We start from the raw sequence: 16,431 nt of genomic DNA, 5'->3' as shown, positions 1-16,431 counted from the left end.
CGCTCACTCTTGCTTGGACCCGTGGCTCTCGACGCGCACACTTATCCGCTTCTCGAAACACTGTCGATATCTGCGAGCTCGGCGACGTGATCGGCGATCGCGAGCGAGGACGTCAGTCCCGGCGATTCGATGCCGAACAGATTGATCAGGCCTGCAACGCCGTGATCGCGCGGGCCCTGCATCAAGAAATCCTGCGTGGCCACGGCCGGCGGCACGATCTTCGGGCGGATGCCCGAATAGCTCGGCATCAGCGCGCCGTCAGGCAGCGTCGGCCAGTATTTGCGGATCGCGGGATAGAAGCGCTCGGCGCGTGACGGATCGACCTCGTAGTCGATCGTCTCGATCCATTCGACGTCAGGCCCGAAGCGCGCCTGTCCTGCCATGTCCAGCGTCAGGTGCACGCCCAGGCCGCCGGGCTCGGGCACCGGATAGATCAGGCGCGAGAACGGCGCCCTGGCGTTGCAGCTGAAGTAGTTTCCCTTGGCGAGATAGGCCGGCGGAATCCGGTCCAGCGGCATGCCGTCGATGCTGCGCGCCACATGCGTTGCCGACAGCCCCGCGGCGTTGACGAGGAGGCTGCATTGCAGCGTCATCGGTGCCTCGCCGCCGGCATCGATCTCGATGAGGCCGGCCGCCGCCTTGGCACGGATCAGCGGGGTGTGAAACGCGAAAGCTGCGCCGGCGTCCTCGGCTTCGCCGCGCAGCGAGAGCATGTAGGAATGGCTGTCGATGATGCCCGTCGACGGTGACAGCAGCGCGGCGTCGCAGGCGAGCGCCGGCTCCAGCGCGCGTGCGGCCTCGCCCGAGAGCAGCTGCATGTCGAGCACGCCGTTGGCCTCGGCATGCGCCTTGATCGATTGCAGCTTCTCGGTCTCCTTCGGGCTGGTCGCGACGATCAGCTTGCCGCAATTTTTGTGCGGGATGCCGCGCTCGGCGCAGTAGCGGTACAGCGCGTGCTTGCCTGCCACGCACATGCGCGCCATCCAGCTCCCGGCCCGGTAGTAGATGCCGGCATGGATCACCTCGCTGTTGCGCGAGGAGGTGACGGTGCCGATCGCCTCGGCTTCCTCCAGCACGATCACCTCGCGCCCGGCCTGGGCGAGCTTCCGGGCCACCGCGAGCCCGACCACGCCGGCTCCGATGACGACGCAATCGACCCTATCCATGGTTGTGCAGGAGACCAGTTGGAAGCACCGGTGGCGCACGGTCCGGATGCGGCGGCGCAGGCGGGGCTTCCGTTAAGAAGTCGTTTATCATGTCAGGGCAATTGCCGCATTTTATGTCACATTATTCTGTTGTGCCCACAGGCGTTTACCCGATCCAAACCCGCGAGGCCAGACAATCCGACGTTGAAATCGCGGGTGGCTGATGGCTGAGAAGAACTGGCACGTGGGCAGCACGCTTTCGATTGCTGTGCACGCCCTCCTATGCCTGGCCGTTACGGGCGCGCCTGCGCGCGCCTTTGCGGCATCGGACAGCCTTGCCGTTCCGGGCGATCCCACCAGGCTTGATCCCGGCGTGATCTGGGAAGCCCTCATCGCGGGCATCGTGGTCTGCTCGTTCCTCGCCGCGATCGGGCTGTGGATCCATTCCTCGCTGCGCCGGTCCAGCCGTTTGCAGCTGCGTCGCAACGCCTTCATCTCCTCCGCCATGAACAACCTCAACCAGGGCGTGGTGATGACGGATGCGCAGCGCCGCGTCATCTTCTGCAATGACCGCTATCTAGAGATCTATGGCCTGACGCGATCCGACCTCCGGCCCAACATGACCGGTTGCGACATCCTGAGGCTGCGCCGCGAGCGCGGAGTGCTCGGCGTCACCGATGACGAATTTTACCAAAAGGCATCGAGCGCCAATGGCCTGACCACGGAACTGCCGGACGGACGGGCTATCCTGGTGAAGTATTTCGTGTTGCCGAACGGCGGCTCGGTGGCGACCCATCTCGACGTCACCGAGCAGCGCAACCTGTCGCGGCAGCTCGCCTCCACCAAGCAGTTCCTGGAATCGGTGCTCGATCATGTGCCGGCCTGCGTGGCGGCCAAGAACATCGAGGACGGCTGCTACATCTTCGCCAACAGCGCCTATGAGAAGTTCTGGGGATTGTCGCGGGACTTCGCCGTCGGCAGGAATGCACGGGAGCTGTTTGCGTCGGCCTCGGCGGCCAGCATCGAGGCCGCTGACCAGGCCGCGCTCAATTCGCCCGATGGCCAGCACCGCAATGAGTTCGAGGTGGATCGTGCCGGCGCGCGGCGCATGGTCGCCTCGATCCGGATCGTGGTCCGCAACGAGAGCAACAAGCCCGAATTTCTGCTCATCCTGTTCGAGGACATCACCGACCGCCGCTCGCTGTCGCAGGAGCTGGAGAGCACCAAGAAGTTCCTCGAGCTCGTGGTCGACAACATCCCGGTTGCGCTGATCGTGGAGCAGGTCAAGGACGGCCGCTATCTGCTCGCCAACCGCAGCGCGGAGACGATCCTCAACCGCAGGCGCGAGGAAGCCACCGGACTGACCGCGTCCGACATCTTCAACGCCAAGGAAGCCAAGCTGATCGTCGCGCGCGACGAGGCCGCGATCAAGAAGCGCGGGATGATCACCGAGGAGCATCCGATCTCCACCAAGGGCGGCCTGCGGCTGTTCCTGACCCGCCGCGCCACTGTGGTCAACGATGCCGGCGAGCCGCAATATCTGATCAAGACCCACGAGGATGTCACCGACCGCCGGCAGACCGAGTCGCGCATGGCGCACATGGCCTATCACGACGGCCTCACCGATCTGCCGAATCGCGCCGCCTTCCTGCAGGCTCTGACCCAGATGATCGAGGCTTGCGAGGGCACCGGCGAGGAGTTCGCCGTGCTCTGCGTCGACCTCGACGGCCTCAAGGAGGTCAACGACGTCTTCGGCCATGCGCTCGGCGACAAGCTCCTGATCGAGGTCGCCCATCGGCTCCAGGATTCCGCACGCGGCGGCGTGGTGGCGCGCCTGTCCGGGGACGAGTTCGGCCTGATCATCGACGGCAAGCAGCCCGAGGCCGGCCTCGCGCTGGCGCAGCAGATCGGCGAAGCCGTCGCGAAGGATTTTCAGATCGACGGCCGGCCGGTCCGCGCCGGCATCACCACGGGCATGTCGGTCTTTCCCCACAATGGCACCGATGGCGCCTCGCTGCTCGCCAATGCCGGCGCGGCGCTGTTCCGCGCCAAGCAGAAGTCGCGCGGCACGATCAGCCTCTACCAGCCCGAGATGGACCAGCAGATCCGCGACCGCCGCGTGCTGCACCAGGACCTCTCCATGGCGGTCAAGAACGGCGAGCTCTCGCTCGCCTTCCAGCCGCAGGGGGCCGCGGGCCACAGCGTCGCCGAGAGCGAGATCATCGGCTTCGAGGCGCTGGCGCGCTGGCAGCATCCGGTGCGCGGCCAGGTTTCGCCGGCCGAATTCATTCCCATCGCCGAGGAGAGCGGCCTCATCGTCGAGATGGGCGAGTGGATCCTGCGCGAGGCCTGCCGCGAGGCGGCGTCCTGGCCGAAGCCGCTGCAGGTCGCGGTCAATCTGTCGCCGGCGCAGTTCATGCACGGCGACGTGGTCGGCCTCGTCCATTCGATCCTGATCGAGACGGGCCTCGCACCCGGCCGGCTCGAGCTCGAGATCACCGAAGGTGTTCTGATCGAGGATTTCGATCGCGGCCTTGCGCTGCTGCGCCGCCTGAAGGCGCTCGGCGTGCGCATCTCCATGGACGATTTCGGCAGCGGCTATTCTTCGCTGAGCTATCTCCAGGCGTTCCCGTTCGACAAGATCAAGATCGACCGCGCCTTCATCATCAATCTCGGCCGCAACCCGCAATCGGCGGCGATCGTGCGCGCCGTCATCGACCTCGGCCACGGCCTCGAAATGTCGATCATCGCCGAGGGCGTCGAGACGCTCGACCAGCTCGCCTTCCTCGCCAAGGAAGGCTGTGACGGGGTGCAGGGCTATCTGCTCGGCAAGCCGTTGCCGATCGGCAAATATGCCGGGCTCGTCGGCCGCGCCGAAGCCATGGAGCTTGCGCTGAAGACCGGTTAGAGCGTTTTCGAGCGAAGTGGACAGCGGCTCGCGTCAAGAAAACGCGTCAGAATATGAATCTAGAGCCACCGTTCCGATTTCATCGGAACGGAAATCGCTCTAGTGGATGGGAGTGCTTCGCTCCCATTCGACGGCTTCATGGCGGATTACGACCTCGCGATCATCGGCGGCGGCCTGAACGGCGTCAGCCTCGCCCGCGATGCGGCGGGCCGCGGCCTGCGGGTGATCCTGTTCGAGCAGGGCGATCTCGGCGGCGCGGCGTCGTCGGCCACACCGCGGCTGATCCACGGCGATCTCTCGGTGCTGGAGCGCCGCGGCTTTTGGCGGGTGCGCCGGGCACTGGCCGAGCGCCGGACCTGGCTCGCCATCGCGCCGCATCTGGTGCGGCCGATGCGTTTTGTGATTCCTGCACATGTGGACGAGCGTCCGCCGTGGCTGCTGCGGGCCGGCCTGTTTCTTTATGACGTCCTCGCCGGCCGGAGCGGCCTGCCCGGATCGACGACCCTCGACATCACCCATCACCCGGTCGGCAACGCGCTGAAGCGCCCGTTCGGCACGGCGTTCGAATATTCGGACTGTATCGTCGACGATTCCCGCCTTGTCGTGCTCACGGCGCTGGACGCCGCCGAGCGTGGTGCGACGATCCGGACCGGGGCGCGCTGCGTGCGTGCCGACCGAACCGACATCTGGCGGCTCGCCGTGGTCGATCGCGGCCACCGCCGCTCCGTTACAGCAAGGGCGCTGGCCAATACCAGTGGCGGCTGGACCTCGATCGTCGCGGAGACCGTCCTGCGCCAGCCGCAGCCCGCCGCCACGGCCATGCAGATGAGCCAGATCATCGTGCCCAGGCTGTTCGATTCAGACAATGTCTACGTGTTCCAGAACAGCGACGGCCGACTGATCTTCGCAAGCCCGTTTGAGCGCGCGTTCACGCTGATCGGCACAGTCACGCACGATTTCACCGGCGACCCCGCCATCGTGGCGGTGCGAGGGGCCGATGTCGGTTATCTCTGCGAAGCGGCGAGCCGCTACTTCCGCGAGCGCGTCGCCCCGACCGACGTGGTCCGGGCGGTCTGCGGCGTCAATCTGAGACCGGCGTCCGCGCGGCAACGCGAGGGCACAACCCTGTTCCACGCGCGCCGGCGCAAGGCACCGCTGATCACGATGTTCGGCGGCGACCTCACCACCGCGCGCCGGCGCGCCGAGCGGGCGGTGACGAGGCTGACGCCGTTCTATCCGATGTCGCCGCCCTGGACCGCCGGCGCAGCGCTGCCAGGTGGAGATTTCGCCTGGGATCGTTTCGACACCGAGGTCGACCTCGCACGCGAGCGCTGGCGCTTTCTGTCCGAGCCGGAAGCCCAGCGCCTGGTCGCGGCCTACGGCTCGCGATTGGCGGCCGTGCTCGGTGAAGCAAGGACGCGAAAAGAGCTTGGCCCAGCCTTCGGTCCCGAACTGACCGGCGCGGAGGTGCGATATCTCATGACCTGCGAGTGGGCGCGTTTTCCGGATGACGTTCTGTGGCGCCGTTCCAAGCTGGGCCTGACAATGCCTGCGACGGACCACGACGCGCTGGCGGCGTTCATGGCGGATCTGAGCCGGTCACTGGTGTAGCCCGGATTCCGCTTCGCTCCATCCGGGCTACGGCGGCGCGATGTAAGTTTTCCCCGAACCGGTTGAGCAAAAGCCAATCGGCCGCTAGCGTGCGGCGGAATCGGGGTTGGCAGGGACCATGGCGGAAGAGTTGCCCGGGATGAACGTTGCGGCTGAAACGGCTGGCGGAGACGCATGTCCGGCGACCGGCCAGCCGCTGCTGCTCATCGAGGGCGTCGCCAAGACCTTCGGTATGTTCCGCGCCGTCGACGGCGTGTCGCTCGATATCAAGGCCGGCGAGTTCTTCGCGCTGCTCGGCCCGAGCGGCTGCGGCAAGACCACGCTCTTGCGCATGCTCGCGGGCTTCGAGGCGCCGGACGAGGGGCGTATCCTGCTCGGCGGCAAGGATATCGCGCAGGCGCTGCCGCACGAGCGCCCGATCAACATGATGTTCCAGAACTATGCGCTGTTCCCGCATCTTTCGGTACGCGACAACATTGCCTTCGGCCTGAAGCGCGCCGGCATGCCGCGTGCCGACATCGCCACGCGCGTCGCGGAGATGGTGGCGCTGGTCAAGCTCGAGGGATTGGAGAAGCGCAAGCCGGACCAGCTGTCCGGCGGTCAGCGCCAGCGCGTGGCGCTCGCCCGCGCCTTGGCGCGCCGGCCGCAGCTCCTGCTGCTCGACGAGCCGCTCGCAGCGCTTGACAAGAAGCTACGCGAGAGCACGCAAGCCGAGCTGATGGAGCTGCAGCGGCGGCTCGGCATGACCTTCATCATCGTCACCCACGACCAGGAGGAGGCGATGACGATGGCTGATAGAATCGGCGTGATGAAATCAGGCAAGCTCGCCCAGGTCGCGAACCCCCGCGAGCTCTATGAGGCGCCGCGCTCGCGCTGGATCGCCGAGTTCGTCGGCGACATCAACCTGTTCGACGGCGAGTCAAAATTGCGCGACGGTCATCGTCTGGTCATCGGCACGCGCGATGCGGGGGCGCTGGTGGTGGCCGAGCCGCGCGAGGCCGTCGGCACCGGAAAACTGGCGGTCGCGATCCGCCCCGAGAAGGTCAAGCTGTCGCGGCGCGGCCCGGTCAATGAGGCCGGTCGTGAGACGGCGATCAACACCCTCGAGGGCGTGATCGCGGACATCTGCTATCTCGGCGGCACCACCACCTATAAGGTGAAGCTCGACACCGGCGGGATGCTGCAGGCGTCGGTCGCTAACAGCGCGCGGCTGGACGTCGACGCCTACAGCCTGAACCAGCATGTCGTCGCCTGGTTCACGCCCGACGATTGCGTGGTGCTGCAATCATGAGCTCGCGCCGCATCTTCGCAAAGCCGGCGCGCTTCGCGGCCATCGCGCCCTATGTCTGGATGGTGCTGTTCTTCCTGGTGCCGTTCGGCTTCGTGCTCAAGATCAGCCTGTCGCAGACCGCGATCGCGCAGCCGCCTTACGAGCCGGTGTTCGACCTCACGGCGGGATGGGACGCGCTGAAGGCAGCGTTCGCTGCGCTCTCGGTCGACAATTTCAAGCTGCTCGCCTCCGACGACATTTACGTCTTCGCCTATGTCCGCAGCCTCACCGTCGCCCTCACGGCCACCGCGCTGCTGCTCCTGATCGGCTATCCCATCGCCTACGGGATGGCGCGGCTGCCGCAGCGCTGGCAGGCGGTGGCGATGGTGCTGGTGATCGTGCCGTTTTGGACCTCGTTCCTGATCCGCATCTACGCCTGGATCAACATCCTCCAGCACGACGGCCTGCTGAACCAGGTCCTGCTGGCGCTGCATCTGGTCAGCCAGCCCGTAGTGTGGCTCTCCACCGACACCGCGATGTATATCGGCATCGTCTATTCCTATCTGCCGTTCATGATCCTGCCGCTCTACGCGACGCTCGCCAAGATGGAGCCGGTGCTGGAGGAAGCGGCTGCCGATCTCGGCGCGCCGCCCTGGCAGGTGTTCTGGCTCGTCACCTTCCCGCTGTCGCTGCCCGGCGTCGGCGCCGGCGTGCTCTTGTGCTTCATCCCGATCGTCGGCGAGTTCGTCATTCCCGACCTTCTGGCCGGCTCCAATTCGCTGATGATCGGCCAGACCCTGTGGCTCGAATTCTTCACCAACAAGGACTGGCCGGTTGCCTCGGCTGCCGCGATCGTGCTGCTGGTCGTGCTGCTGGTGCCGCTCTTGCTGTACGAGCGGCTGCAGAAGCGGCAGCTGGAACAGGGAAGGTAGCGCGATGCGCAAGGTCTCCCGCCTGTCCCGCTTCAACATCGCCTCGCTCGCGCTGGGGCTGGCGTTCCTCTATTTGCCGATCCTGATCCTCGTTCTCTATTCCTTCAACGCTTCGCGCCTGGTGACGGTGTGGGGCGGCTGGTCGCTGCGCTGGTATCATGAGTTGTTCAACGATCGCGCCATGATCGAGGCGGCCTGGATGAGCCTGCGGGTCGCTGTCGCCTCCGCGACGATCGCGACGCTGCTCGGCACGCTCGCAGCGGTGGCGCTGTCGCGCGGTGAACGCTTTCGTGGTCGCACCCTGTTCTCAGGCATGCTCTACGCACCGCTGGTGATGCCGGAGGTGATCACCGGATTGTCGCTGCTCTTGCTGTTCGTTGCGCTGAACGCCGAGCGCGGTTTCTGGACGGTGACGATCGCCCACACCACGCTCACCATGTGCTTCGTCACGGTGGTCGTGCAGTCGCGCCTCGGCTCGCTCGATCGCTCGCTGGAGGAGGCGGCGATGGATCTCGGCTGCAATCCCGTCGGTGCGTTCGTTGCCGTAACGCTGCCGCTGATCGCCCCTGCAATCGTCGCCGGCTGGATGCTGGCGTTCACGCTGTCGCTCGACGATCTCGTGATCGCGAGCTTCACCACCGGCCCAGGCTCGGCGACGCTGCCGATCCGTATCTATTCGGAGGTGCGGCTCGGCGTGAAGCCCGAGATCAACGCGATCTGCACGTTGGTGATCGCGCTGATCGCGGTGGTGATCGTGATCGCTTCGCTCGCCTCCAAGCTGTCGAGCTCGCAGGGCGAGAGCGCGGCGCCGCTGTAGGGGAGAGCGTCACTCCGGAGCGATACGCAGCATTGAACCATGGTGCGGAATGGCGCACCTGAGAAGCTCGAGATTCCGGGTCTGGTCCTTCGGACCATCCCGGAATGACAGCCCATTTACGACTTCACCGCACCCGCCGTGAGCCCGCCCACCATGTAGCGGCGGAAGGCGTAATAGACCGCGGCCGGCGGCAGCGCGTAGATGAAGCCCGTCGTCATCAGCAGCTCCCACGGCGAGTCGTCGGCGGCGAGGAAGTTGCCGAGCGCGACGGGAAGGGTGATGTCGCGGTCGTTCGACAGCAGCAGGAACGCGTAGAGATACTCGTTCCAGGCCAGCAGCACCGCATAGGTGCCGATCGCGACCAGCGAGGGCATCATCAGCGGCAAATAGACCAGGCGGAAGATCTGCAGCGTGGTGGCGCCGTCCATCACCGCGGCTTCGTCCAGCTCCACCGGCAGCTTGTCCGAGGCCTGCTTCAGCACCCAGATCGCGTAAGGCGAGGCGATCGTCACCATGGCCAGGATCAGCGACCAGTGATTGTTGAGCAGGCCGTAATTGCCCATCGTGCGATACATCGGGACCGCGAGGAACGCCGCCGGAATGAAATAGGTGAAGAGCGCGAGGTTCAGCACGGCGCGGCCGCCCGGCACCTTCAATCGCGAAATCGCGAACGCCGCGGCGGTCGCGATGAACAGCGTGAGCACGCCCACGGAGACTGCGATCAGCGTCGAATTCCAGAACTGGGCGTAGAAGTCGCGCAGGAAGTAGTGCTGCTGCTTGAACACGATTTCGAAGTTGTGCAGCGTCGGATGGTCCGGCCACAGCTTGCCCGAGAACGCGTCCTCCTTCGGGGAGATCGCGAACAGGAACATGTGGTAGATCGGGATCATCGTCCACAGGAAGACGGGAATGCCGATCAGCAGCAGCCGCGCTTCCGTCGCGACGTCACGGAGGGAGGGAAGCTTCATCGCGACAACCGTTTCATCATGAAGTAAACCAGTGGCAGGACGAACGGCATCGCGCAGACGATGGATGCCATCGCGAGCGAGAGCTGGTCGAGCCGAAGATAGCGGATGCCGAGCGTCGCCAGCACGTGCGTGAGGTCGGCAGGTCCGCCGCCGGTGAGCAGGTAGACGCTGTTGAAATCGCCCAGCGTCCAGATCATCGAGAGCAGCGTGCAGGTGACGTAGAGCGTCTGCATCGACGGCCAGGTGATGTAGCGGAATTTCTGCCACCAGCTGGCACCGTCGACCTCGGCGGCCTCGAACAGATCGTGCGAGATCGCAAGGCGCCCGGTGATCAGGATCAGCGTCCAGAACGGCAGCGACTTCCAGATGTGCACGGCGATCGCCATGCACAGCGCGACGGTCGGGTCGTTCAGCCAGTTCGGGCCGTCATCGCCGGTCAGGGAGAAGATGAAGTGGTTGACCATGCCCCATTCGGGATTGAGCATGAAGCGCACCGACAGGATGGTCGGGATCGACGGCACCGCCCAAGGCAGGATGAAGATCACCGACAGCCATCTGATCCAGGTGCGCTGCTGCGCGAAGAAGCCGGACAGGAACAGCGCAATCATCATCTTGATGTTGATGCCGACGACCAGGAAGATCAGCGTGTTGATTGCAGCGCGCGCGAAGACCGGGTCGTGATACAGCGCCACATAGTTCGCCGGATCGCGTGCCAGCCAGAGCCCGTAGCAGACGGGATAGACGACAAAGGCAAGGAAGACGAGCAGATAAGGTGTTAGCAGGAGGATGCCCCAGACCTGCGCCGGGGTCAGCCGCGACGACAGGGGCGGGCCGGGTATTGCCTGATCGCCAGAGAGCGTGATCGCCATTCTTTCGGACTCTTCAAAGAGAAGCCGGCCGCGAGACGCGGCCGGTGTTGTTGTTGTTGCACTCTCCCCCGCAACGCGGAGAGATGGGCGGACGACTCAGCCCGCGACCTGCTTGATGCGGGCGATGAGTTCGTCGACAGCCTTGTCGACCGGAACCTTCTCACTGACGACGCGGTTCATCGCCTTCGCCCACACGTTCTCATTGTTCAAGATCGTGAACTTCCAGTTCCTGGTAAAGTCGAACTGAGAGGTGCCGCCCTTGAACTGGGTGTAGACGGCCTTGCGGTGCTTGTCGGCCTGCCAGAACGGGCTTTCCTGGCTTTCTTTCGTCACCGGGAACCAGCGGCCGAGCGCGCCCTCGATGTAGGGACGGATGTTCTCTTCCTGCAGCAGGAAGTTGAGGAACTGCTTGCCCTCGGCCTTGTTCTTGGCCGCGGTGAAGATCAGACCCGTCTTGACGTCGGAGCGATACTTGATGGTCGAGCCATCGGGAGCCTTGGGGAAGGACGCCGTGACGATGTCCTGCTCATAAGCCTTCTTGCCGGCCTCGCGCTGTTCCGGCGTGAGGTTCTGGTTCTGTGACTCCTCGTACCATTTTGCTGCGATCGAGATCGTGAAGTTGTGGGTCATCACGATCGTCTTGTTGTGGAAGGCGACATTGTTGTCCGGGTCCTTCCAGGTGGTCGCGGAGGGCGGGGCGCAGCCCTTGGTGTAGGTGTCGGTGTAGTCCTTCAGCGCCTTGATCAGGCCGTCGCGGACCTTGGGGTCGTCGACCAGCAGCTTGCCGTCGTCGTCGACCAGCTTGACGTGGTAGGCGTCCATGAAGGTGTAGAACGATTGGAACGAGTCGGTGGATTCCACGCCCATCGGCTGGCCGACGGCATAGATGCGCTGGCCTGTGGCCTTACGGATCGCCGGCTGCACCTTGTCGCACCAGAAGCTCCAGTAGCCGGTCCAGTCGTTCGGGATGTCACTCTGCTTGAAGCCGGCTTTCTCCAGCATGTCGTTCCAGATCTGGACGTGCATGCTCTGCTGCTTCAGCGGGAAGCCGTAATAGGCCTTCTTCTTGGCGACGTCGTTGTAGAGGATCGAGGCGTCCAGCGTGTTCTGCACGAACCGGCCCTTGATCGGCTCCATGACGTCGGTGAGGTCCTCGAGCTTGCCCTCATAGGCCCACTTGCCCTGTACCTGCACGTCGTAGCTGTCGGAATAGGCGACGTCGGGCACGGTGCCCGCATCGAGCGCTGCGACGGTCTTCGGAATCATGTCCTGGATCGCGTATTGCGACAATTCGACCTTGATGCCGGTCTTGGCTTCAAACTTCTTGATCGTCTCGGCGAGCGCTTCGTCCTCGGACTTGTAAAAGCCTTTGACCCACCAGACCGTGATCGTCTTCTGTTGTGCAAATGCGGGCGCAGTGGCGGCAAACAGCCCAACCGCAGCGACCGCCAATGAAACTGCGCCAATAACCTTGGATTTCACGTTTTTCTCCCTCAAACGGCCGGTGTTTTAACCGGTCGTATAAAACACTAGCGCATGGTGGTAGCGCAATCAACGCATCTTGTCGGACCAAGGTCGTAGCGCGTCGGAGATGCATCATGCGCGCATCGATCCAATCGCCGCATCAATTCACCGGGATCAATTCGCGCGCGCCCCACGGCGCACAATCGTCAGTTCGACTTCGCGCCCTCTTTCGCATTTTGGGCGGTCGGCGATCCCTCCGGGCGCTTTCCACCCGTGATGCGTTGCTTGAGGAGATCGAGGAAGGGAGACGCCGCCGGCGACTGCCGGATCAGGCTTTCGGGATCGGGGAAGATCAGGGGATCGTCCCAGGGGCCCTGCACCATGAAGGGCAATTGAAAGCCGGACGCCGTGTTGAGGCTCGCCACGCCCTTCATGTCGTATTCGCGGGTCGGCACCGAGGCGGTGCCGGTCAGCGTGATCTTGGCCGCCGGGCCTTCGATGCGGATGTCTTCGGCGGTTGCGATGCCGTCGGAGAATTTCACGGCGATCGTGAGCTTGTCGTATGGCGTCGAGCCGCTGCGGAAATTGCCGCCGCCCGACAGCGGCCGCCGCTCCAGCCGCTTCAGCAGCTGCTCGGCATTGAAGCCCGCGATCGCGCCGTTATGCCCGGTCACGGTGGCGCTGCCGTCGAGCGACTGCACGAGGCCGAACGGGCTCGAGCCCGAGGCGAACAGCGAGACGTTGATGTTGCCGCGGCCGGACAGCTTGTTGAGGCCGAACAGCTCGGTGGCGCAGGCCTGCAGATCGACGTCGGTGAACTGGAATTGCGCCTTGATGTCGGCGACCGTATCGGACCGCGCGATGCCGAACGAGCCTTTCGCGATACCGCCATAGACCTGCGCCTCGCCGACCGAGAGCGCCAGCGTGCCATTGCGCAAATTGGCGCCGATCGCGGTGCGGCCGAGCCGCGTGGGCCCGACCGTCAGCTTGGCCGCCGACAGGCGCATGTCGAGATCGGTGGTCGACAATCCCTGGAGGTCGAACAGCTGCCTGTTCCAGTCGCGCGCGCCGCTCGCGAGCAGGCGGAACGTCGAGATATAAGGTGTGAAGTCGAGCGCGTCGGCGGCGAGCGTGGCCTGCAGCGTCTGCCGGCCGTTATTGGCGTAGGTCATGACGCCTTCGGCGGCATTGCCGTCGAGCTCGACGTTGACATTGGTGAGCGCGATCGAGGCGCCGACGACGTTGGCGCGCGCCTTCAGCACGAAGCGGCCGAAGCCGCCGCTGCCGGGCTGCGGCTGTCCGGTCCAGCGCAGCGCGTTGCGCAAGGACGGGCTGTCCACTGTGAGCGTGCCCTCCATCATCGGGCTGGTGCGATTGGCGACGCTGCCGTCGAAGGCGAGCTTGAGCGGCGCGCTGGCGATGCGCGCCTTCAGGCCGGAGCGGTCGCCGGAGAGGGCGGCCACGAAATCGGAAAAGCTGATCGAACCGTCGACGCGCTCGCCGCGCCAGTCGAACTGTCCGGTCGCGGCAAAGGAGCGCGAGATCGAAGGCCAGGCCAGCGACAGGTCGATGTCCTCGAGCTTCTCGGTGGCACGCGTGGCAACGTCCTCGTAATCGAGCACGCCGTCCTGGATGCGGATTTCGGAGAACGAGACCTGGTTCTCGGCCCCCGGCTTCATGGTGCGTGCGATGGTCTGGATGAAGGGCGTCCAGTTGCTCTCGCCGTCCGGCTTCAGGCTGACGTGGATGCGCGGCCGCAGCAGCGTCAGGTCGGCGATCTCGAAACGCTGCAGCAGGAGCGGCAGCAGCCGCAAATTCGCGGTGAGCACGTCGACCTGGAGCGCGGGGGCGCTGGTGCCGCCGCCCTTGAGGCCGACGTCGCGGAAGGAGATGTAGCTCGCCGGAAGCACCGAGATCTCGATGCTGCCTGCGACATTGAGCTCGAGCCCGGTGACGTCGCGGATCTGCGCTTCGACCGCCTTGCGCAGCGCGTCGCGGTTGATGAGCCAGGAGGTCGCGATCAGGGCGATCAGCGCGACGCCGAGCAGCGCCGCGATCGGCGTCCCGAGGCGCTTCATTCCTTGGGCCATGGTCAATGGCATGTCCTGATCGGGTTGGTCGTTGGAGCCAGAAGGGCGGGCCGCGTAACGTCTGTGCCGAACGCCCAGATCCTATGGTGTTAAGTACCGCAACTTGATGGGTTTTCTTGACGCTTTCAAGGCCGCTGCGCGGTTATGCCCACGGCATGGGCAGCTTCTATCACCCGGGGGCGGAGCGGAGAACCCCGTATCATTGACGGCTTCGGACGATTTCGCCTAATAATCGCCGCCAATGAGGCGCGACGCCCGCCAGCCCAAGGTTCAGTCGAGGTTTTTTGCATGAACAAGGTCTATCCCGACGCCAAGTCGGCGCTGTCAGGCATTCTAAAAGACAACATGATGATCATGTCGGGCGGCTTCGGCCTCTGCGGCATTGCCGAGGAGCTGTCGGACGCGATCCGGGATTCCGGCGTCAAGGGCCTGACCGTGGTCTCCAACAATGCCGGCGTCGACGGCATCGGCCTCAGCCGCCTGCTCGAAACCCGCCAGATCAAGAAGATGATCTCGTCCTATGTCGGCGAGAACAAGCTGTTCGCCCAGCAATACCTCGCCGGCGAGCTGGAACTCGAGTTCAATCCGCAGGGCACGCTGGCCGAGCGCATCCGCGCCGGCGGCGCCGGCATCCCGGCCTTCTACACCAAGACCGGCGTCGGCACGCTGATCGCCGAAGGCAAGGAAGTGAAGGAATTCGACGGCGAGAAGTACCTGATGGAGCGCGGCCTGTTCGCCGACCTCGCCATCGTGCACGCCTGGAAGGGCGACACCGCCGGAAACCTGATCTACCGCAAGACCGCGCGCAACTTTAACCCGATGATGGCGACCGCCGCGAAGATCACGGTGGCCGAGGTCGAGCATCTGGTTCCCGCCGGTGAACTCAATCCCGACCACATCCACACGCCCGGCATCTTCGTGAAGCGCATCGTCGAGGTCGGCACGGCCAAGAAGCGCATCGAATTCCGCAACACCCGCCCGCGTACCGCCGCTTAAGCGCAACAGGAGACTCACATGGCCTGGACCCGTGAACAGATGGCCGCGCGCGCCGCGAAGGAATTGCGCGACGGCTACTACGTCAATCTCGGCATCGGCATCCCGACGCTGGTCTCGAACTACATCCCCGATGGCATGGACGTCTCCTTGCAGAGCGAGAACGGCATGCTCGGCATGGGGCCGTTCCCCTATGAGGGCGAGGAAGACGCCGATCTCATCAACGCCGGCAAGCAGACGGTGAGCGAGCTGCCGTCGACCTCGTATTTCTCGAGCGCGGATTCCTTCGGCATGATCCGCGGCGGCCACATGGATCTCTCGATCCTCGGCGCCATGCAGGTGGCCCAGAACGGCGATCTCGCCAACTGGATGATCCCCGGCAAGATGGTCAAGGGCATGGGCGGCGCGATGGATCTCGTCGCAGGCGTCAAGCGCGTCGTGGTGGTGATGGAGCATTCGGCCAAGGACGGCCCGAAGCTCCTGAAGAGGTGCAATCTGCCGCTGACCGGCGAGCGCGTCGTCGACATGGTCGTCACTGATCTTGCCGTCTTCACCATCGACAAGCACGGCGATGGCGGCATGGCGCTGATCGAGCTCGCCGACGGCGTCACGCTCGACGAGATCAAGTCCAAGACCGAAGCCGAATTCCGCGTCGCGCTGAAGAACACGTAGGGTCGTCGTAAAGGGGCGCGCATGACGATACGGTCCGCGCGTCCCGAAGATGCCGAATTCATCGCACAAACCATCCTGAATTCGATGCGCGGCCACCGGCCGCGCGGCTGGTTCGACGTGGCGCTCGGCTGGCCGGAAGCGGACTGCCTCGCTTTCGTCGCGCGCGTCGCCGTCGCACGGGCGGTGTCGATGTGGCATTTTTCGCAGTTCCTGGTCGCCGAGATTGATGGCAAGCCCGCTGCTGCACTTTGCGCCGTGCCGGCAGCCGGCACCGGACCGGCGGCATGGCGCGCGGTCGAAGAGGTCGGTCTCTCAATTGGGTTGACGGCGTCAGAGCTCGACGCCATCCGCCAGCGCGGTGCCTATTCGCGAGCTTGCTGGGTCCAGGGCGGCGAGGGCGACTGGATGATCGAGCATGTCGCGACCGACCTTGCCTATCGTGGTCGTGGCTTGATGCAGGCGTTGATCGCGCATGCGCTGGACAAAGGGCGCGCAGCTGGGTTTGCCCGGGCGACGATATCATTCCTGATCGGCAACGAGCCGGCCGAGCGCGCCTACGCGAAGGCGGGTTTTGTCTTCGCGGAAGAGAAGCGCGACCCGAATTTCGAGGCAATCATCGGCGCGCCCGGTTTTCGCATGTTCGCGCGAAAGATTTGAGCAGGTTGCAGGCGCCGGCGACAACCAAGCGTTTG

At 64.8% G+C, this 16,431-nt stretch carries 13 protein-coding genes; 8 read left to right on the top strand and 5 right to left on the bottom strand.

Annotation, left to right across the window (positions count from 1 at the left end; genetic code table 11):
- Window positions 1–41 precede the first annotated feature (41 nt).
- Window positions 42–1,166 (bottom strand): NAD(P)/FAD-dependent oxidoreductase, encoded by a 1,125-nt coding sequence (locus tag I6F24_RS11715; protein WP_036021966.1) that lies wholly within the window; start codon window positions 1,164–1,166, stop codon window positions 42–44.
- A 202-nt stretch (window positions 1,167–1,368) separates the two neighbouring features.
- Here I6F24_RS11715 and I6F24_RS11710 point away from each other — a divergent pair, with 202 nt between their 5' ends.
- The 5 genes from I6F24_RS11710 to I6F24_RS11690 all read left to right on the top strand — a co-directional run bounded on the left by I6F24_RS11710 (window position 1,369) and on the right by I6F24_RS11690 (window position 8,683).
- A complete protein-coding gene (locus tag I6F24_RS11710; protein WP_036021968.1) occupies window positions 1,369–4,053 on the top strand; it encodes an EAL domain-containing protein in 2,685 nt (894 codons plus the stop codon).
- Between the two features lie 138 nt (window positions 4,054–4,191).
- Entirely contained in the window at window positions 4,192–5,664 is a 1,473-nt protein-coding gene (locus tag I6F24_RS11705; RefSeq protein WP_225149230.1) for a glycerol-3-phosphate dehydrogenase, read from the top strand.
- Window positions 5,665–5,782: 118 nt separating this feature from the next.
- Window positions 5,783–6,955 (top strand): ABC transporter ATP-binding protein, encoded by a 1,173-nt coding sequence (locus I6F24_RS11700; RefSeq protein ID WP_225149229.1) that lies wholly within the window; start codon window positions 5,783–5,785, stop codon window positions 6,953–6,955.
- The gene (locus I6F24_RS11695; RefSeq protein WP_225112931.1) at window positions 6,952–7,866 is read left to right on the top strand and encodes an ABC transporter permease; all 915 of its coding nucleotides are present in this window, start codon (window positions 6,952–6,954) and stop codon (window positions 7,864–7,866) included. The genes I6F24_RS11700 and I6F24_RS11695 overlap by 4 nt, the downstream gene beginning before the upstream one ends.
- A 4-nt stretch (window positions 7,867–7,870) precedes the next feature.
- The gene (locus I6F24_RS11690) at window positions 7,871–8,683 is read left to right on the top strand and encodes an ABC transporter permease subunit (RefSeq protein ID WP_036041161.1); all 813 of its coding nucleotides are present in this window, start codon (window positions 7,871–7,873) and stop codon (window positions 8,681–8,683) included.
- 116 nt (window positions 8,684–8,799) lie between these two features.
- Here the strand turns inward: I6F24_RS11690 and I6F24_RS11685 are convergent, their stop codons facing one another.
- The 4 genes from I6F24_RS11685 to I6F24_RS11670 form a co-directional block, all read right to left on the bottom strand.
- On the bottom strand, window positions 8,800–9,651 hold the full coding sequence (locus tag I6F24_RS11685; protein WP_035998760.1) for a carbohydrate ABC transporter permease: 852 nt from the start codon (window positions 9,649–9,651) through the stop codon (window positions 8,800–8,802).
- Window positions 9,648–10,520 (bottom strand): sugar ABC transporter permease, encoded by an 873-nt coding sequence (locus I6F24_RS11680; protein WP_225149228.1) that lies wholly within the window; start codon window positions 10,518–10,520, stop codon window positions 9,648–9,650. Before I6F24_RS11680 ends, I6F24_RS11685 begins: the two co-directional genes overlap by 4 nt.
- Window positions 10,521–10,616: 96 nt before the next feature.
- Window positions 10,617–12,002 (bottom strand): ABC transporter substrate-binding protein, encoded by a 1,386-nt coding sequence (locus I6F24_RS11675; protein ID WP_109142529.1) that lies wholly within the window; start codon window positions 12,000–12,002, stop codon window positions 10,617–10,619.
- 188 nt (window positions 12,003–12,190) lie between these two features.
- Entirely contained in the window at window positions 12,191–14,074 is a 1,884-nt protein-coding gene (locus tag I6F24_RS11670; RefSeq protein ID WP_225141310.1) for an AsmA family protein, read from the bottom strand.
- Window positions 14,075–14,362: 288 nt separating this feature from the next.
- Between I6F24_RS11670 and I6F24_RS11665 the strand changes: the two genes are divergently transcribed.
- Genes I6F24_RS11665 through I6F24_RS11655 form a run of 3 tightly spaced genes read left to right on the top strand, consistent with a single transcriptional unit; the run spans window position 14,363 to window position 16,396 of the window.
- Window positions 14,363–15,070 carry a CoA transferase subunit A gene (locus I6F24_RS11665; RefSeq protein ID WP_035998773.1) on the top strand — a complete coding sequence of 236 codons (708 nt, stop codon included), beginning with the start codon at window positions 14,363–14,365 and terminating at the stop codon, window positions 15,068–15,070.
- An 18-nt stretch (window positions 15,071–15,088) separates the two neighbouring features.
- A complete protein-coding gene (locus tag I6F24_RS11660) occupies window positions 15,089–15,739 on the top strand; it encodes a CoA transferase subunit B (RefSeq protein ID WP_035998776.1) in 651 nt (216 codons plus the stop codon).
- A 21-nt stretch (window positions 15,740–15,760) separates the two neighbouring features.
- Entirely contained in the window at window positions 15,761–16,396 is a 636-nt protein-coding gene (locus I6F24_RS11655) for a GNAT family N-acetyltransferase (RefSeq protein WP_225149227.1), read from the top strand.
- Window positions 16,397–16,431: the final 35 nt, after the last annotated feature.

The sequence above is a fragment of the Bradyrhizobium sp. BRP23 genome, from assembly GCF_020194135.1.
GTDB classification, from domain to species: Bacteria; Pseudomonadota; Alphaproteobacteria; order Rhizobiales; family Xanthobacteraceae; genus Bradyrhizobium; species Bradyrhizobium yuanmingense.
This window is presented reverse-complemented; position numbering and strand designations above follow the sequence as displayed.